We start from the raw sequence: 19873 nt of genomic DNA on the forward strand, positions 1-19873 counted from the left end.
AACCCGAACACCAACCATGCCGTGACGTGAGCAGAGGAAGCACCGTGATCCCGGTTTCGTACGCACAACAGCGTCTCTGGCTTGTCGACCAGATCGAAGGGCCGACCGCGCTCTACAACCTGCCGTTCGCGGTCCGCCTGCGCGGCACGCTCGACGTCGTCGCGCTGCGCGCGGCGACGGAGGACGTGGTCGCAAGGCACGAGGCCCTGCGCACGGTGTTCCCGGTGGTCGGGGGAGTGCCGGTGCAGCGGATCCTGCCGTCGTCGGAGGCGGAGATCGCCTTCGAGACGGTGGACTGCGCACCGGGCGACTATCCCGGCCTCCGGGACCGGGCCGCGGCCCGCACCTTCGACCTGAGCGCCGAACTGCCCATCCGGGTCACGGTCTTCTCACTCACCGCCACCCCGCCAACCCCAGCTGCCCTGACCACCTCGGCCACCTCGGCCACCCCGCACTCCGTCACCCCTTCCACCGAGCACGTGCTGCTCGTGGTGCTCCACCACATCGCCGGCGACGGCTGGTCGCTCGGCCCGCTGCTGCGCGACCTCGCCACCGCCTATGCCGCCCGCCTGGACGGAGCCGCCCCCGACTGGGAGCCGCTGCCGGTGCAGTACGCCGACTACACGCTCTGGCAGCGCGAGCTGCTCGGTGACGAGGTCGACCCGGGCAGTCTGATGAGCCGTCAACTCGACTACTGGAGGGGAGCACTTTCCGGACTGCCGGAGGAGCTGGAGCTGCCGGTCGACCGCCCCCGCCCGCCCGCCCCGACCGGGGCAGCCGACGCCGTTCCGTTCGGCTACGGACCCGAACTGCACACCGCGCTCGCCGACCTGGCGCGCCACCACCGCTCCACCCTGTTCTCCGTCCTCCAGGCCGGACTCGCCGCGCTGTTCACCCGGCTCGGCGCCGGTACCGACATCCCCCTGGGCACCGGAGTGGCCGGCCGCTCCGACGAGGCGCTGAACGACCTGGTCGGCTTCTTCGTCAACACCCTGGTGCTGCGCACCGACACCTCGGGAGACCCCTCCTTCGCCGAACTCCTGAGCCGGGTGAGGGAGTCCCAGCTCGACGCCTTCGCCCACCAGGACGTCCCGTTCGAGCGGCTGGTCGAGGAGGTCAACCCGGTACGCGCCCTCGGCCGCCACCCGCTGTTCCAGACCCTGCTCGTCCTGCAGAACCACGAGGAGGGCGAGCTCGGACTCCAGGGACTGGATGCGGAGCCCGAACCGCTCGGCCTCAGGGTCGCCAAGTTCGATCTCAACATCGGCATCACCGAGCGCCGAACCCCCGACGGCGCCCCCGCCGGCCTAGCCGGGTCGGTCGAATACGCGGCCGACCTCTACGACCGCGGCACCGTCACCACCTTGTTCGAGCGTCTGGGCCGCCTGCTCACCGCCGCGGCCGCCGCCCCTGACGCGCCGATCGGCGCCCTCGACATCCTTGCCCCTGATGAGCACCGCCTCCTGTCCGACGAGTGGAACGCCACCGCCGCGCCCGTTCCGCGCGGCTCACTGCCCGAGCTGTTCGAAGCCCAGGCCGCCCGTACCCCGGACGCGGTCGCGCTCGTCCACGACGGGGGCAGCCTCGGCTACGCCGAACTCGACACCCGCGCCAACCGGATGGCGCACCATCTGATCGCCTCCGGCGTCGGCCCGGAGTCCCCGGTCGTCCTGCAGATGGAGCGCTCGGTCGATCTGGTCGTCGCCACCCTGGCTGTGCTGAAGGCCGGCGGCTGCTACGTCCCGATACACGCCAGTCTGCCGCCGGAGCGGATGGCCGCGCTGCTCGCCGACACCGAAGCCCCCGTTCTGCTCACCGACCGCGCCGACCCGGGATTCGCGCACACCGCCGTCGTCGTCCGGCCCGGCGACGAGGCGGGAGCCCCGGCGCATGACCCCGGTATCCCGGTGCACCCCGACCGGCTGGCCTACGTGATGTTCACCTCCGGCTCCACCGGCATCCCCAAGGGCGTCGCGGTCCGCCACCGCGACGTGGTCGACCTCGCCGCCGACCGCCGCTGGCAGGACGGCCGCCACCGGCGGATCCTGTTCCACTCCCCGCACGCCTTCGACGCCGCCACCTACGAACTGTGGACACCCCTGCTGTCCGGTGGCACGGTGGTCGTCGCACCGCCGGGCAACATGGACGCCGAGGCCCTGCACACCGCCGCCATCCGGCATGAAGTCACCGCCGTCTTCCTCACCAAGGCGCTGTTCGACCTGGTCGCCGAGCAGTCCCCGGAGACATTCCGTGCCCTGCGGACCGTCTGCACCGGCGGCGAGGCCGCCTCCGGCACCCTGATGCGGCGTGTCCTCGACCACTGTCCCGAACTGCTGCTGGCACATGTCTACGGGCCCACCGAAGCCACCACCTTCGCCACCCACCACCACCTCGCCCCCGCCGACCTGGCCGGCCCCCGGCCGCCGATCGGCGCCCCGCTGGACAACATGCGCGCGTACGTACTCGACGCCATGCTGCGGCCCGTCCCACCCGGGGTGCCGGGTGAGCTGTACGTGGCCGGCGCCGGCCTGGCGCGCGGCTACTGGCGTCGTCCGGCGCTGACGGCCGAGCGGTTCGTCGCCGACCCGTTCGCGCCGGCCGGGCTCCCGCTGCCCGATGGCGGGCAAGGAGGGCGAATGTACCGGACCGGCGACCTGGTCCGGCGCAGAGCCGACGGCGCGATCGAGTTCCTCGGCAGGGTCGACGGCCAGGTCAAGGTGCGTGGGTTCCGGATCGAGCCGGGCGAGATCGAGGCGGTGCTGTCCCGACACCCCGCCGTCCGCCAGGTCATCGTGATCCCCCGCGAGGACCGCCCCGGGGACACCCGGCTGGTCGGCTACTGCTCGGTGACCGGCCCCACCCTCGGTGAGAATCACGGACTGGACGCCGAGCTCAAGCAGTTCGCCGCCGAGACCCTCCCCGGCTACATGGTCCCCTCGGCCGTCGTCGTGCTCCCGGCCCTGCCGCTCAACGCCAACGGCAAGGTCGACCGGCGGGCGCTCCCCGCCCCCGAGCTGGGCGCATCCGACACCGGCCGCGCCCCGCGCGACGAGCGCGAGCGCACCCTGTGCACGCTCTTCGGCGAGATCCTGGGCATCGACGACATCACCATCGACGACGACTTCTTCGAACTCGGCGGACACTCCCTGCTGGCCACCCGCCTGATCGGCCGGGCGCGTACCGAACTCGGCGCCGAGCTGGCCATCGGCGATCTCTTCCAGTCCCCGACCGTCGCCGCCCTGGCAGCCCGGCTCGCCACGGACCCGTCCCGGCCCGCGCTGCGCCCCGAAACCAGGCCCGAGCGCCTGCCGGTCTCCTTCGCCCAGCGCCGCCTGTGGTTCCTCGGCCAGGCCGAGGGCCCCACCGCCACCTACAACGTCACGCTCGCCCTCCGGCTCACCGGCCCCCTTGACGCGGACGCCCTGGAACGCGCACTCGGCGATGTCGCCGCCCGCCACGAGACGCTGCGTACGGTGTTCGGCGAGTACGACGGCGTCCCGTACCAGCAGGTGCTGCCCGCGCCCCCGGCTCCGCTGCTGACCGTCACCGACCGCCCGGTGCAGGAGCTGGTCGGCCACACCTTCGACCTGGCCGTCGACATACCACTGCACGCCTATCTGCGCCGCGAGTCGGCCGATGAGCATGTGCTGCTGCTGGTGATGCACCACATCGCCAGCGACGGTTGGTCGCTGCGCCCGCTCTTCCGGGACCTCGCCGAGGCCTACACCGCCCGCCGCGACCGCTCGGTGCCCGACTGGGAGCCGCTGCCGGTGCAGTACGCCGACTACACCCTCTGGCAGCAACGGCTGCTCGGCGCGGACACCGACCCGCGGTCCCAGCTGTCCCGCCAACTCGACCACTGGCGGGAGGCACTGGCAGGACTTCCGGACGAACTGCCGCTCCCGCTCGACCGTCCGCGCCCTGCCGTCGCCGGCCATCGCGGCGATGTCGTCCCGCTGGCGCTGGACGCGGACCTGCACAGACGGCTCGCGGGCCTGGCCGCCGAGCACGGCGCCACGCTCTTCATGGTGCTCCAGGCCGCCTACGCCACCCTGCTGCACCGTTTCGGCGCCGGTGACGACCTGCCGATGGGCACCCCGATGGCAGGCCGCCTCGACCCGGCCCTCGACGAGCTGGTCGGCTTCTTCGCCAACACCCTGGTGCTGCGTACCGACCTCGGCGGCAGGCCCACCTTCGCCGAGCTGCTGGACCGGGTCCGCAAGGCCGACCTGGCCGCCTACGCGCATCAGGACGTTCCGTTCGAGCGGCTGGTCGAGGAGCTCAACCCGCTCCGCACGCTGGCCCGGCACCCGCTCTTCCAGGTGATGATCGCCTTCGACAACACGGCGGGCGGCGGTCCCGAGTTCCCCGGCACCCGCGCCGCGTACGAGCCGCTCGGCCTGCCCAGCACCGCATTCGACCTCACGCTCAACCTCTCCGAGCGCCACCACCGGGACGGCAGCCCGGCCGGTCTCGAAGGCGGTCTGGAGTACGCCACCGAGCTGTTCGACCGGGCCACCGCCGAACGGCTCGCAGACGCCCTGCTGCGCCTGCTCGCCCAGGCCGCCGACGACCCCCATCTGCCGGTCGCCGAGCTGGACGTACTGGGCGAGTCCGGCAGGGCCGCGCTGGCCGAATGGCACGACACGGCCAGGACCACCGAACTGCCGCTCCTCCCGGTGGCCTTCGCGGCCCAGGCGGCGGCGACCCCTGATCTCACGGCCCTGGTACTCGGCGAAGCCCGGCTGAGCTACGCCGAGCTGGAAGCGCGCGCCAACCGCCTCGCGCATGGCCTGATCGCCTCCGGTGTGGGTCCTGAGGACGTGGTCGCCCTCGCGCTGCCCCGCTCGGTGCAGACGGTGATCGCCGAACTCGCCGTGCTCAAGTCCGGTGCGGCGTTCCTGCCGCTGGACGCCGAGTACCCCCGCGACCGTATCGCCCATATGCTGGCCGACGCCCGCTCGGCGGCTGTGCTCACCTACGAGGGCTGGCCGCTGCCCGAGGTGCTCGACGACCTTTCCGTCCCCGTCCTGGACGCCGGCGAGCGGACCTGGGCCGAGCGGCCCGCGGACCCGCCGCCCGTCCGCGTCCACCCGGCCAACGCCGCGTACCTCATCTACACATCCGGCTCCACCGGCCGTCCCAAAGGTGTCGTGGTCCGCCACGACGGCCTCGCCAACCTGTACGCCTTCCATCGCGACGAGACCATCGCCACCACCCGGCGGGCCCACCCGGGGAGGAGGTTCAGATTCGCCCAGACCGCCTCGTTCTCCTTCGACACAGCCCTTGAAGCGCTGCTCTGGATGGTCGCCGGTCACGAAGTGCATGTACTCGACGACGACCTGCGCCGCGACGCCGCCGCGATCGTCCGCTACGCCGAGGACACCGGGATCGACGTCTACGACGTCACCCCCGGGCTCACCGAGCGCCTGGTCGACGAAGGTCTGCTCGACCGCTGCCCACCGGCCCTCCTGATGGTCGGCGGCGAGGCCTTCGGCCAGAGCCTCTGGACCACGCTCTCCGCCGCACCCGACACCATCGTGCTCAATGTGTACGGCCCCACCGAGTGCACCGTGGACGCGCTGCACCAGCGGCTCTCCGGTGACCCGCGCCCGCTCATCGGCCGACCGCTGTCGAACCTCCGGGCACACGTCCTGGACGCCGGTCTGCGGCCTGTCCCGCCCGGTGTCCCCGGTGAGCTGTACCTGAGCGGAGCCGGACTGGCCCGCGGCTATCTCGGCCGCCCCGCACTGACCGCCGAGCGGTTCGTCGCGGATCCGTTCGCATCGGCCGGGCCTTCCCCGGCCGATGGCGGGCGGATGTACCGCACAGGCGACCTCGCAAGGCGCCGGGCGGACGGCCGGATCGAGTACCTGGGCCGCACCGACCACCAGGTCAAGGTGCGCGGCTTCCGCATCGAACTCGGCGAGATCGAAACCGTCCTGGCCGCCCACCCCGACGTCCTCCAGGCCGTGGTGCTGCCGTACGAGTACGGTTCAGCCGGCACCCGGCTGGCGGCCTACGTCGTGGCCGACAGCCCGCTCGACCCTGCGTCGCTGCGCACCCATGCGTCCGCCACCCTGCCGGACTACATGGTCCCGGCGGCCTTCACCACGCTCCAGGCGCTGCCGCTCAACGTCAACGGCAAGCTCGACCGGTCCGCGCTGCCCGAACCCGACTTCACGTCGTCCACCGGAGGCAGGGCGGCCAGATCGGCCCGAGAGGAGATCCTCTGCGGCCTGTTCGGCGAGGTGCTGGACGTGGCCGGACCGGTCTCGGCCGACGACGACTTCTTCGCGCTGGGCGGGCACTCGCTCCTGGCCACCAGGCTGCTCAGCCGGATCCGCTCGGTGCTCGGCGCCGAGATCGGCATCCGGGACGTCTTCGAGGCGCCGACGGTGGCTGCTCTGGCCCAGCGGCTGGACGGCACCGGAACCCGGCTCACGCTGACGGCCGGTGAACGCCCCGAGCGCCTGCCGCTTTCCTTCGCCCAGCGGCGGCTGTGGCTGATCGACCGGATGGAGGGCCCCAGCGCGCTTTACAACATGCCACTCGCGCTGCGCCTCACCGGTCCGCTCGATCCGGCCGCCCTCGAACTGGCCCTCGGTGACCTGGTCGTCCGGCACGAGGTCCTGCGCACCGTGATCGCGGAGCACGACGGAGAGCCCTACCAGTCGGTCCTCGCTCCGGGCGAGACTGCGCTCACGATCGAACAGCGCGACTGCGCACCCGACGCGGTGGACGCCGAGGTCGACCTGGCCGCCCGCCGCCCCTTCGACCTGGCCGCCGAACCGCCGATCAGGCTCAGCCTGCTCCGGATCGCGCCCGAAGAGCATGTGCTGGTCGTCGCCCTGCACCATATCGTCGGCGACGGCTGGTCCATGGGCCCGCTGCTGCGGGATCTGGCCGCTGCCTATGCCGCCCGGTGCGGGGGCTCGGTGCCGGGGTGGGAGCCGTTGCCGGTGCAGTACGCGGACTACGCGCTGTGGCAGCGGGAGCTGCTCGGTGCCGAGGACGACCCGGACAGCCTGGTCTCGCACCAGCTGGCGTACTGGCGGGACACCCTGGCCGACCTCCCGGAGGAGCTCGCGCTCCCCACCGACCGGCCGCGCGGAGCCCGTGCCGACCATCAAGGCGAGCGGGTCGCTCTACCGATCGATGCCGAACTGCATCGTTCGCTGGTCGAGTTGAGCCGTGAGCATCGGGTCACGATGTTCATGACGCTGCAGGCGGGGCTGGCCGCGCTGCTCACCAGGCTCGGCGCCGGTACCGATGTGCCGATCGGCTCGGTGGTCGCGGGCCGTTCGGACGAGGCGCTGGACGACCTGGTCGGCTTCTTCGTCAACACCGTGGTGCTGCGCACCGACACCTCGGGAGATCCGACCTTCACGGAACTCCTGGGCCGGGTCCGGGAGACCGGCCTCGGTGCCTACGCGCATCAGGACGTTCCGTTCGAGCGGCTGGTCGAAGAACTCAACCCGGCACGCTCACTGGCCCGCCACCCGCTCTTCCAGGTGGCGATGGTCCTGCAGTCCAATGCCGGGGGCGAGCTTGAGCTGGCCGGTCTGCGTGCCGATGCCCTGCCTGCTGACACGGGGGTCGCCAAGTTCGACCTCAATTTCACGCTGGAGGAGTTCTTCGGACCGGACGGTGCGCCGGCCGGTCTTGACTGCGCGATCGACTTCGCCACCGACCTGTTCGATCGGGAGACCGCCGCGTCCATCACCGCCCGCTTCGGGCGGCTGCTCAAGGAGATGACGGCATGCCCCGGCCGGCGGATCAGCGGCGCCGACCTGCTGGGGGTTGCCGAGCGTGCCGCGCTCATCGGCGACCAGCGTCCCCTGCCCACCGAAGTCCCCCTCATCCCGAGGTCCTTCGCGGCCCAGGTGGCGGCGACGCCGGACGATATCGCCCTGGTCTGCGGGGCGACCCGGCTGAGCTATGCCGGGTTGGATGCCCGTGCCAACCGTCTTGCGCACGGTCTGGTGGCCGCAGGCGTGGGTCCCGATGACGTGGTCGCCCTGGCCCTGCCGCGTTCCGCGGAGACCGTGATCGCCCTGCTCGCCGTGCTGAAGGCCGGCGCCGCCTTCCTCCCGCTGGATGGGGAGTACCCGGCGGACCGGACCGCCGCCATGCTGGCCGACGCCCGCCCTGCGGCCGTGCTCACCGACGAGGGCTGGCCGCTGCCCGAGGTGCTGGACGACCTTTCCGTCCCCGTTCTGGACGCCGGCGAGCGGACCTGGGCCGGGTTGCCCGCCGATGCCCCACCCGTCCGCATCACCCCGGACGCGGCTGCCTATGTGGTCTATACGTCGGGTTCGACGGGGCGTCCCAAGGGTGTGGTGGTGAGTCACGGTTCGATTGCCGCGTTGCTTGCGTCGCATCGCAGTGGGGCGGGTCCGATCGGTGCGGTCGAGGGTCGTTTCGGTCGTCGGCGGGTGGCGTTGACCGCGTCGTTGTGTTTTGACGCTTCGTGGGACGGTCTGTTGTGGCTGATCGCGGGTCATGAGTTGCATCTGGTGGGTGATGAGGTGCGTCGTGATGCCGCTGCGCTGGTCCGGCATGTGCGGGCGGAGTCGATCGATGTGGTGGAGGTGACTCCGTCGTACGCCGAGCAGTTGTGTGATGAGGGGTTGCTGGATGCCCTGGGCTCGCCGGGTTCACCGGGTGTGGTGCTGTTGGGTGGTGAGGCGGTCGGGCAGTCGTTGTGGACGCGGTTGTGTGCGGCGCCCGCGACGGTGGCCTACAACCTGTACGGTCCGACCGAGTCGACGGTGGACGCGCTGGTGCGGTCGTTGGGTGCCGGTGAGCGGCCGGGTCTGGGGCGTGCGGTCCTCGGTACGCGTGCCTATGTGCTCGATGAGCATCTGAACCCGGTCCCGTCGGGTGTCGCCGGTGAGTTGTATCTCGCGGGTGCGGGTCTGGCGCGCGGTTACCTGGGCCGTCCGGGGTTGACGGCGGAGCGTTTCGTCGCCGATCCGTTCACACTGTCGGCATCCCTGTCGGCCGATGGCGGGACTGGCGGGCCTGGCGGGCCTGGCGGGCCTGGCGGGCCTGGCGGGAGGATGTACCGCACCGGTGACCTGGTGCGTCGAACCCGTGACGGGGACATCGAGTACCTGGGCCGTACCGACCACCAGGTCAAGATCCGCGGCTTCCGCATCGAACCCGGCGAGATCGAACACGCACTCACCCGGCATCCGGCCGTACGCCAGGCCGTGGTCACCCCGCACGAGCTTCCGGACGGCGATCGCCGCCTCGTGGCCCACTGCGCGGTCACCGCCCCCACCACGGAACTGTCCATCGAACTCCGTAGTTTCGCAGCTCAGGCGCTGCCCGCCCATATGGTCCCGGCGGCGGTCGTCACCCTCGAAGCACTGCCGCTCACCGGCAGCGGCAAGGTCGACCGGCGTGCCCTCCCCGCCCCGGACTTCCGGCTCTTCGCCGGTGGCCGATCCGCCCGTTCGGCGAGCGAGCTACTGCTCTGCGGCCTTTTCGGCGAGATCCTCGCAACTCCAGGGCCGGTCTCGGCAGACGACGACTTCTTCGCGCTCGGCGGGCACTCGCTGCTCGCCATGAAACTGGTCAGCCGGGTCCGTACGGTGTTCGCGGCCGAGATCGGCGTCCGGGACGTCTTCGAGGCGCCGACGGTGGCCGGTCTGGCCCAGCGGCTGGACGGCACCGGGGCGCGGCTTGCGCTGACGGCAGGCCGTCGCCCGGACCGGCTACCGCTTTCCTTCGCCCAGCGGCGGCTGTGGCTGATCGACCGGATGGAGGGCCCCAGCGACCTCTACAACCTCCCGCTCGCACTGCGCCTCACCGGTCCGCTCGATCCGGCCGCACTCGAACTCGCCCTCGGTGACGTGGTCGATCGGCACGAGGTCCTGCGCACGCTGATCACCGAGCGGGACGGCGAACCCCGGCAGCGGATCGTCCCGCCCGCCGATGCCAGGGTCCGCTTCGACCGGCACACCGCGCGGCCCACGGACCCCGCCGCCGCCCTGGCCGGGTGCGCCGCGATTCCTTTCGACCTCGCGGCCGAACTCCCCATCCGTGCACACCTCTTCCCGGACACGGCCGACGAGCACCTGTTCGTGCTCGTTCTGCACCACATCGCCGGCGACGGCTGGTCCATGGATCCGCTGCTGCGGGATCTGGCCGCTGCCTATGCCGCCCGGTGCGGGGGCTCGGTGCCGGGGTGGGAGCCGTTGCCGGTGCAGTACGCGGACTACGCGCTGTGGCAGCGGGAGCTGCTCGGTGCCGAGGACGACCCGGACAGCCTGGTCTCGCACCAGCTGGCGTACTGGCGGGACACCCTGGCCGACCTCCCGGAGGAACTGTCGCTCCCCGTGGACCGCCCCCGCCGGATGGGCAGCGGTCACGGCGGCGACCGCGTCGTCCTCCCTCTGGGTTCCGAACTGCATCGTTCGCTGGTCGAGTTGAGCCGTGAGCATCGGGTCACGATGTTCATGACGCTGCAGGCGGGGCTGGCCGCGCTGCTCACCAGGCTCGGCGCCGGTACCGATGTGCCGATCGGCTCGGTGGTCGCGGGCCGTTCGGACGAGGCGCTGGACGACCTGGTCGGCTTCTTCGTCAACACCGTGGTGCTGCGCACCGACACCTCGGGAGATCCGACCTTCACGGAACTCCTGGGCCGGGTCCGGGAGACCGGCCTCGGTGCCTACGCGCATCAGGACGTTCCGTTCGAGCGGCTGGTCGAAGAACTCAACCCGGCACGCTCACTGGCCCGCCACCCGCTCTTCCAGGTGATGCTGCTGCTCCAGGGCGCCGACCGCACCGGCAGCGCGGGCGGTCCGGCTGCACCGCTCGACATCGCCGGCCTGTCGGCCATCGTCGAACCGGTCGGCGGATACGCGGCGAAGTTCGACCTCTCCATCGCCATGGGCGAATCCTTCGACGCCGACGGTGCGCCGGCCGGTCTTGAGTGCGCGATCGACTTCGCAACCGACCTGTTCGACCGGGAGACCGTCGAGTCGATGGCGGTCCGACTCGGCCGTCTGCTGACGGCGGTCGCCGCCCGTCCCGACCGTCCGATCGGCCGGGTGGACCTGCTTTCCACCGAGGACAGGGCGGAACTGCTGACCGCCGGAGCCCACCTGCCTGACGACGTGCCGCTGCTATCCGAGGCCTTCGAGGCTCAGGTCGTCCGCACCCCGGACGCGACCGCCCTGGTCGCTGGGAACACCCGACTCAGCTGGGCCGGGTTGGATGCCGGCGTCGACCGTCTTGCGCACCGTCTGGTGGCCGCAGGCGTGGGTCCCGGTGACGTGGTCGCCCTCGCCCTGCCGCGTTCCGCGGAGACCGTGATCGCCCTGCTCGCCGTGCTGAAGGCCGGCGCCGCCTCGCTCCCGCTGGATGGGGAGTACCCGGCGGACCGGACCGCCGCCATGCTGGCCGACGCCGCGCCTGTGCTCGCGGTCATTGGCGAAGGATGGCCGCTGCCCGAACTCCTCACCGGTCTGCCCGTCCTGCCGGTGGACGCGGCGGACGATCCGCACTGCCCGGACGACTCGCACCGCCCGGACGAGGCGGGCCCGGCCCTCCGTGCCGTCTCCGCCTCCGACGCTGCCTATGTGGTCTATACGTCGGGTTCGACGGGGCGTCCCAAGGGTGTGGTGGTGAGTCACGGTTCGATTGCCGCGTTGCTTGCGTCGCATCGCAGTGGGGCGGGTCCGATCGGTGCGGTCGAGGGTCGTTTGGGTCGTCGGCGGGTGGCGTTGACCGCGTCGTTGTGTTTTGACGCTTCGTGGGACGGTCTGTTGTGGCTGATCGCGGGTCATGAGTTGCATCTGGTGGGTGATGAGGTGCGTCGTGATGCCGCTGCGCTGGTCCGGCATGTGCGGGCGGAGTCGATCGATGTGGTGGAGGTGACTCCGTCGTACGCCGAGCAGTTGTGTGATGAGGGGTTGCTGGATGCCCTGGGCTCGCCGGGTTCACCGGGTGTGGTGCTGTTGGGTGGTGAGGCGGTCGGGCAGTCGTTGTGGACGCGGTTGTGTGCGGCGCCCGCGACGGTGGCCTACAACCTGTACGGTCCGACCGAGTCGACGGTGGACGCGCTGGTGCGGTCGTTGGGTGCCGGTGAGCGGCCGGGTCTGGGGCGTGCGGTCCTCGGTACGCGTGCCTATGTGCTCGATGAGCATCTGAACCCGGTCCCGTCGGGTGTCGCCGGTGAGTTGTATCTCGCGGGTGCGGGTCTGGCGCGCGGTTACCTGGGCCGTCCGGGGTTGACGGCGGAGCGTTTCGTCGCCGATCCGTTCACACTGTCGGCATCCCTGTCGGCATCGCTGTCGGCCGATGGCGGGCCTGGCGGGCCTGGCGGGAGGATGTACCGCACCGGTGACCTGGTGCGTCGAACCCGTGACGGGGACATCGAGTACCTGGGCCGTACCGACCACCAGGTCAAGATCCGCGGCTTCCGCATCGAACCCGGCGAGGTCGAACACGCACTCACCCGGCATCCCCGGGTCCACGCGGCCACCGTGACCGTCCGGGATGCCGGGAACGCAGGTCCCCGGCTGGTCGCCTACGTGGTGGCGGAAGGCCCACTGGACAGTGCCGAACTGCGTGCCTTCGCCGGCGAGTCGCTGCCCGGCTATATGCTCCCGTCCGCCGTCGTAACGCTCGACGCGCTTCCCCTGACCGCGAGCGGCAAGGTCGACCGGTGCGCCCTCCCCGCCCCGGACCTCCCCGCCTCACCCGCCGGTCGCACGCCGCGAACACCGCACGAGGAACTGCTCTGTGACCTCTTCGCCGAGGTCCTCGGCATCGAGGTCCCGGTATCCGTGGACGATGGCTTCTTCGACCTCGGCGGCCACTCGCTGCTCGCCATGAAGCTGCTCGGCAGGATCCGCACCGCACTGGGCGCCGACCTCGGCATGCGAGCCCTGTTCGAAGCCCCGACCGCGGCCGCCCTGGCGCGGCGCCTCGACCGGCAGCCGGATCGCGCCGGTGCGGCAGCTGCCGACTCCCTCGACTCCGCCGACTCCCTCGACTCCACCGATGCGCTCGACGTCCTCCTGCCACTGCGGGCCGGCGGCACCAAGCCACCGCTGTTCTGCGTGCATCCGGCCGCGGGCATCAGCTGGGTCTACTCGGGGCTGCTGCGCCACCTCGACCCGGACCGCGCGGTGCACGGACTGCAGGCGCGCGGTCTGCACGGAGGCTCGGCGTCTTGCGTGGCCGAGATCGCCGAGGACTATGTGCGGCAGATCCGCGCCGTACAGCCGCAGGGGCCCTACCACCTGCTCGGCTGGTCCTTCGGCGGAGTGGTGGCCCAGGCCATGGCGGTCGCCCTTCAGCAGGAGGGCCAGGAGGTCGCCCTGCTCGCCCTTCTCGACGGCATCCCCGCCGATCCCGGCGGGGATGCCGCAGACGGCCCGCCGCCCTCTGACGACCCGGTCGACACCCTCGCCGAACTGCTTGCCTCGCTCGGCTATGACCCGGCCGACGGACGGGGGCAAGCCGAACTGGCCGCTCTCCTGGGCGAAGCCGCAGGTGTGCTGCCTGATGTCTTCGAGCAGCACCGCAAGCTGATGGACGAGCACGTTCCCGCCCGCTACGAGGGCGACGCCCTCTTCTTCGGCGCCACGCTCGACAAGCCTGCCGACTGGCCCTACGGGGCGGCCTGGCGACCGTACATCGACGGCCGCATCGAGGAGCACCGCATCACCTGCACGCACGGCGCCATGACGCAGCCGGAGCCCGTGGCACGGATCGCCGCCGTGCTCGCCGAGAAGCTTGGAGACTGAACCGCCATGACCACAGCCTCTGTCAGACCGCCGTCCCCGCCCTCGCCCCCCGAGGCCGAAGCACCGCGGGCGAGCCGCTGGGGCCTCTGGGCACAGGACAACTTCCGCAAGCTCTGGATCGGTGAGACGACCAGCGGCCTCGGCACTGCCGTCGGCAGTGTCGCGCTCGCCCTGGTGGCCGTCGTCACCCTGGAGGCATCGCCGTTCATGGTCGGCGTGCTGACCGCGTCCGCCTGGGTGCCCTGGCTCTTCCTCGGCCTGGTGGCCGGAGCCTGGGTGGACCGCTGGCCCCGGCTGAAGGTGATGCTGGTCTGCGACCTCCTTCTGCTGGTGCTGTTCGGCAGTGTGCCGGTGGCCGGCTGGCTGGGCGTGTTGACCATGGCCCAGTTGGTGGTGGTCGCGCTGCTGGCCGGTGCCGTCAAGGTGTTCCTGTCCACCGCGAACAGCGCCGTACTGCCCGCGCTGGTCGCCAAGCGAGATCTGCTGGAGGCCAACGTCAAGTTGCGCTCCGGGGACGCGGCGGCGGAGATCGCGGGGCCCGGCCTGGCCGGGCTGCTCGCCCAGGCGTTCGGCGCGGTCAGCGGACTTCTCGCCGACGCGGTCACCTACCTTGTGGCGGCGATCTGCGTGGGCACGATCAAGGTGGAGGAGAAGCCGCCCGCGGTCTCGGAACGGCGGGGGATCCTGCGCGAGATCGGCGAGGGGGTCCGGTTCCTGGTGCACGACCCGTACCTGCGCTCCCTGGCGGGCTTCGCGGCAGTCGGCAATCTCGGCCTCAATGGCATCCAGGCGGTGCAGACCATCTTCCTGGTACGCAGCGTGGGTGTGACACCTGCCGGCATCGGGGCGGTGTTCGCGGTGGTATCGGTCGGCGGGCTCGCCGGGGCGGCGCTCGCCGGGCGGATCGCCCGCCGGTTCGGTACGGCGCGCGGGCTGCTCCTCTGCCAGTTGGTGGGGGCACCGTTCATCCTCCTGCTCCCGATGACGGGGGAGCGGGTGCCGCTGGCGGTGAGCGCGGTGGCCTGGTCGGTCTCGGTCTGCGGTGTGATCGCGGGAAACGTCATCGCCGCCAGCTTCTACCAGGCGTACTGCCCGCCCGCCATGATCGGCCGGATCCGCGCCAGCGCCTCGACGGTCAACTTCAGCGCGATCCCGGTCGGTGCCCTGCTCGGTGGCTGGCTCGGCGAGATCCTCGGCGCCCGCACCACTCTCTGGATCATGGCGAGCGTGCTGCTGTCGGCCGGTGCGGTCCTGGTGGCAGGCCCGCTCCGCGGCCTGCGCAGTTTCCCGGAGCGCCCCGCGGACTCCTGAGCGCCGCTCCTCGCTCTCCCGCTACCCGTTCCGCACTGCGCTTCGTCTCACCTCACCCCTCACCCCCTCACCCCCTCATGCCTCGGAGCCTCCTGTGACCCGTCTCGCCCGCCCGCGCCGCTTCCTGATGTGCCGTCCGACCCACTTCGAGGTCAGTTACGCGATCAACCCCTGGATGGACCCGGCCAAGCCGGTCGATACGGACCTCGCGGTGGCCCAGTGGGAGCGGCTCCACGACCGGTACGTCGCGCTCGGCCACCGCGTCGACCTGATCGATCCGCTGCCCGGACTGCCCGACATGGTCTATGCGGCGAATGGCGCCACCGTCATCGACGGCAAGGTGCTCGGCGCCCGGTTCCGCAACGCCGAGCGCGCTGCCGAGGGCCCGGCCTACCTGGAGTGGTTCCGTGCCAACGGCTTCACCACCCACGATCCGGTCCACCTCAACGAGGGAGAGGGCGACCTGCTGCTGACGGGCAGCCACCTGCTGGCCGGGCGCGGTTTCCGCAGTGTGTCAGCCGGACACGCGGAGGCACAGGAGTTCCTCGGCCGCCCGGTGATCGGCCTGGACCTCGTGGACCCGCGCTTCTACCACCTCGACACCGCGCTCAGCGTTCTCGACACCGACGAGGTCATGTACTACCCCGGAGCGTTCTCGGCGGGCAGCAGGGCGGTGCTGCGGAGGCTCTTCCCGGACGCGGTGCTGGTGCAGGAGGCGGACGCCGAGGTGTTCGGGCTCAATCTGATGAGCGACGGTCTGAACGTGGTGCTGCCGGAAGCGGCGACAGGAGTGGCGGCGAGGTTGCGCGAGCGCGGCTTCCGGCCGATCGGCATGGACCTCTCCGAGCTGTTCAAGGGAGGCGGCAGTGTGAAGTGCTGCACCCTGGAGATCCGCGAGGCCGTCGCCTGAGCCGTACCGGATGACTGGTTCCAGGGCCTTCTCCACACACCGGATGCCCCGCTCAACGCCGATCAATGAAGCCGATCGACGCACGGTGCTCGTGCGTCGATCGGCTGTTGAACGTGCCCTGCCAAGCTGATCCCATCAGCCCGGAGCAGTCCGGGAAGCCCGGCAAAACCCCTTCCCACCAGGGAAGGAGACCAAGGGAGCAGTCATGGCGAAGCGCGCGAACACTCTCGATGCCACCCGGTTCCGGCTGGTCGTCGCGGGCCTCGGTCTCAGCGCGGTGATCGCGGTCGGCGCCGCCGGCACGGCGATGGCCGACGGTACCAGCGGCACCGGGCAGGGCGGGGACGTCAGCACCAGCCAGAACGCCGTGCCGGTACCGTCCCCCACCTCGACCGACGACAAGGACTGGAACAGCAGCGGTTCCTGAACCGCACCGGTGCGCGGCGCGGTTCAGGAGAACCGTTTCCCTGTCGGATGCTGCTTCAAGGCTCCGGCACCCGGGTCAGGGATCGACCAGCGCCGGTGTCGGCTCCTCCAGCAGACCGGCCACCTCGGTGGCTTCCGGAAGCCCCAGTCGCCGGAAGATCTCGTACGCCTGCCGCAACCGCGCCACCGACTCGGCCCCGCGCCCGAGATCGGCCAGCGACCGGCCCAGCACCACCAGCGCCTGCGCCTGGTCCCGTTCCGCCCCCAGCTCCTCGCAGAGCGCCAGCGCCTGCCCGGCGTGGTCGAGCGCCTCGTCGGCCCGGCCCAGCGACCGCAGACTGTCCGCCAATCGGTAGCGCGCGTGCGCCGCCCGGTCCCGCAGAGCAGCCCCCGTCGCCACAGCAAGACACTCCCGGAACCAGGTCACGGCTTCCTCATGCCTCCCGAGCCCGTGCAGCGCAAGGCCGAGTACGTACAGGGTGTACGCCCGGCCCGGGTCGTCCTGACGGGTCCGCAGTTCGGCGAGCACCTCGTGGCAGATCTCCACCGCCTCGACCGCCCGTCCACTGCGTACTCGTGCCAGTGCCGCGTTCACGGTCGTCACCAAGGCGCCGGAGCGGTGCCCCAGTTCGTTCGCCAGCAGCAGCGCCTCGTCGTAGTGGTCCACCGCCTCGTCGAAGCGGCTGAGGAATTGGCAGATCAGCCCGAGGTCGTTGAGTGCCTGACGGAGTATCACGGTGTCACCGGCACGCCGCGCCGCGTCCACCGCCTGGCGCGCCGCCGCCTCGGCCGCGTCCAGCCGGGTCGCCGCCAAGGCGACGTTCCCGCGCAGGAAGTGCGCACGTCCGGCGGCACGGACATCGCCGTGCCGCACAGCCGCCTCGGCCAGCGCATCAGCGGTGGAGGCGAGTTGACGGCTCGGCGGGGTCAGCACGAACGGAGTGAGTGCGATCAGCAGGTCGATCGCGGCTCGCAGCGCCATGCCATGGGCGGCGTCGGGCAACGCCGCGCCGGGTGCGCTTTCGGGCGCCGCCGTGCTCCGCACGCCGTCCGGCGGCACCATGCGGCCTGCCCCGGCTCCCGCGTCAGCGGCGACTTGGGCGGCCAGCGCCACCGCGCCCGCACGCTCCGCCGCCGTCCAGTCCCGGGCCGCATCCCACCCCGCCAGCTCCACCCCCGGAGAGCGGGCCGGCCCCAGCGCGCCAGCCGCAGGATCGCCCGGCACCGCGTGCTGGAAGGCGGTGCAGGCCGTGGCCAGCAGATGGTCCAGCAACCTGTCCCGAGCCGCCACGACCTCAGCGGTCTCCGAGGCGACGCCTCCCGTGCCAGGGGAGCCCCCGGTCATCGCCGGACGCCGCCGAGCGAACGCCCGCAGCAGGTCGTGGTAGCGGTACCGTCCCGGGAACGGCGACTCCAGCATCGCCACATCCACCAGAGCCTCCAACTGGTCCTCGGCCTCGTACTCGTCGAGGTCGAGCAGCGCCGCGGCGGCCGGAAGCCCGATGTCCGGACCGTCAACCGATGCGACCAGCCGGAACGCGCGAGCCTGGTCGGAGGTCAGCTGGCGATAGCTCAGTTCGAAAGCCGCCGCCACCGCGAGATCGCCGATCCGCAGCTCGTCGATCCGCCGCCGCTCCACCTGGAGTCGCCGGCTCAGCGTCTCCACGGTCCAGGTCGGCCGGGCCGCGAGCCGGGCGGCCACGATGCGGACCGCCAACGGCAGATAGCCGCAGGCCACCACCAACTCCAGCGCCGCCTTCCGTTCGCACTCCAGCCGTTGCGCGCCGATGGTGCGGCCCAGCAGGTCCAGTGCCTCGGACGGCTGGAACACGTCCAGGTCGACCTGCACGCCGGCCGGCAGCCCCGCCGGCCGCGTACGCCCGGTGGTGAGGACCGCGCAGCCGACCGCCCCCGGGAGCAGTGGTCGGATCTGCGCCGCGTCCTTGGCGTTGTCGAGGACCAGCAGCAGCCGCCGCCCGTCCACCACGGAGCGGAACAGCGCCGAGCGTGCGTCCAGTCCGTCCGGCACGGCGTCGTCCGGCACCCCGAGTGCCACCAGGAAGCCGCTCAGCACCGCCTCGGGATCGGCCGGTACCGGGTCGGAACCGCGCAGGTCCACGTAGAGCTGCCCGTCCGGGTAGGTCTCGCGTACCCGGTGAGCCACATGGAGCGCCAGTGCCGTCTTGCCGACTCCGCCCATACCGACCACGGTGGCGATCACCAGCGCCTGCGCCGATGGTGTGCCGAGTGCCTCGTCCAGTACGCGGACCGGCGCCGTCCGTCCGGTGAAGTCGGCCGCGTCCGGCGGAAGCTGGGCGGGCCGCGGTGGACCGGCCGCCGGCCGGACGGCTGTCTCCGCCCGGCCCTTCTCCGGCGGCCGGCTCACCGGCTCGGCCGCCGAGGGACCGGCCCCGCTCCCGGAGTTGTCGGCCTCGGCGGCGCCACCGCTCGGATCCAAGGAGTTCTCGGGCTCCTCCGAAGCCCTCGGCCCCCGAACAGTGGCGCTCCCAGCCGTCGTTGCCGTTGTCGTCGGACCCTGCTCCGGAGCGGCCAGCGAGGGGTCCCCCTCCAGGATCCTCCGGTGCAGCTGCTCAAGCTCCGACCCGGGTGCGACCCCTAGCTCCGCGAGGAACAGCTGCCGTACCCCGCGGTACACAGCCAGCGCGTCCGCCTGCCGCCCGGCCTGGTACAGCGCCCGCATCAGCAGTCCGTACGCCTGTTCATGCAGCGGGTGCTCGGTGGTGAGCGCGGTCAGTTCGGGGATGCAACGCGAGTGGCGGCCGAGCGTCAGATCCAGCCCTATCCGCTCCTCCAGCAAGGTGAGCCGCAGTTCCTCGAGACGTTGCCGGTGCCGCTCGGCGAACGGGCCGGGTATTCCCGCCAGCGGTTCGCCCTGCCACAGCTCCAGCGCCTGGTTGAGGAGGTCGCGGGCGCGCAGCGGTTCGGTCCGCCCGATGCGCTCCGCCTCTGCGCCAAGAGCCTCCGCCTCCGCGGAGTCCACGGCGAGCTTCGGCAGCACCAACCGGTAGCCGTCGCCCATCGACACCAGCACACTCGGCGCGGGCCGTTCGGCCCCGTCCCCATCGGCCCCCTCTTCGCTCTTCCCTCCCGCGTCCAGCACCTTGCGCCATCGCCATGCGTAGGTACGCACCGTGGTCATCGCCGCATTCGGCGGCTCTTCGCCCCACAGCGCGGCGATGAGGTCGGTGGCGCTCGCCGAGTACCCCGGCCGCAGCAGGAGGACCGCCAGCATCGCCTGCTGCTGCGGGCTTCCGATCTTGAGCGCGGTCGCGCCCCGGTGAGCCCGCATCAGACCGAGTAACGAGAAACGGAGATCGCCCAATTCCAGCCCCCCAGCCAGAACACAGTGGCCGCCCCGCTCGGCACACATGTCTAATTTTGTGTCACCTTTTAACCACAGCATCGCACTCGATGTCGAGAGCTTGTTGAGCCTGTG

Annotated in this window: 4 protein-coding genes and 1 pseudogene; 4 read left to right on the forward strand and 1 reads right to left on the reverse strand. The window is 71.6% G+C overall.

Annotation, left to right across the window (positions count from 1 at the left end):
- The first annotated feature begins 26 nt into the window (after window positions 1–26).
- The 4 genes and pseudogenes from V1460_RS14630 to V1460_RS14645 all read left to right on the forward strand — a co-directional run bounded on the left by V1460_RS14630 (window position 27) and on the right by V1460_RS14645 (window position 16417).
- Window positions 27–13769 carry an amino acid adenylation domain-containing protein gene (locus V1460_RS14630; protein ID WP_338674159.1) on the forward strand — a complete coding sequence of 4581 codons (13743 nt, stop codon included), beginning with the start codon at window positions 27–29 and terminating at the stop codon, window positions 13767–13769.
- A 6-nt stretch (window positions 13770–13775) separates the two neighbouring features.
- On the forward strand, window positions 13776–15080 hold the full coding sequence (locus V1460_RS14635; protein ID WP_338674160.1) for an MFS transporter: 1305 nt from the start codon (window positions 13776–13778) through the stop codon (window positions 15078–15080).
- A 40-nt stretch (window positions 15081–15120) separates the two neighbouring features.
- Window positions 15121–15990: pseudogene (gene ddaH / locus V1460_RS14640) on the forward strand (dimethylargininase); the annotation flags it as partial.
- 205 nt (window positions 15991–16195) lie between these two features.
- Window positions 16196–16417 (forward strand): hypothetical protein, encoded by a 222-nt coding sequence (locus V1460_RS14645; protein ID WP_338674162.1) that lies wholly within the window; start codon window positions 16196–16198, stop codon window positions 16415–16417.
- 75 nt (window positions 16418–16492) lie between these two features.
- On the opposite strand, the gene V1460_RS14650 is transcribed toward V1460_RS14645, so the two are convergent.
- Complete coding sequence (locus V1460_RS14650) at window positions 16493–19726, reverse strand: BTAD domain-containing putative transcriptional regulator (protein WP_338674163.1); 3234 nt, start codon at window positions 19724–19726, stop codon at window positions 16493–16495.
- Window positions 19727–19873 lie beyond the last annotated feature (147 nt).

Source organism: Streptomyces sp. SCSIO 30461, assembly GCF_037023745.1.
GTDB lineage: Bacteria > Actinomycetota > Actinomycetes > Streptomycetales > Streptomycetaceae > Streptomyces.

Coding starts and splice junctions, on each gene's coding strand:
- V1460_RS14635 (WP_338674160.1), top strand. CDS start 13,776: ATGACCACAGCCTCTGTCAGACCGCCGTCCCCGCCCTCGCCCCCCGAG.
- V1460_RS14650 (WP_338674163.1), bottom strand. CDS start 19,726: ATGCGGGCTCACCGGGGCGCGACCGCGCTCAAGATCGGAAGCCCGCAG.
- V1460_RS14645 (WP_338674162.1), top strand. CDS start 16,196: ATGGCGAAGCGCGCGAACACTCTCGATGCCACCCGGTTCCGGCTGGTC.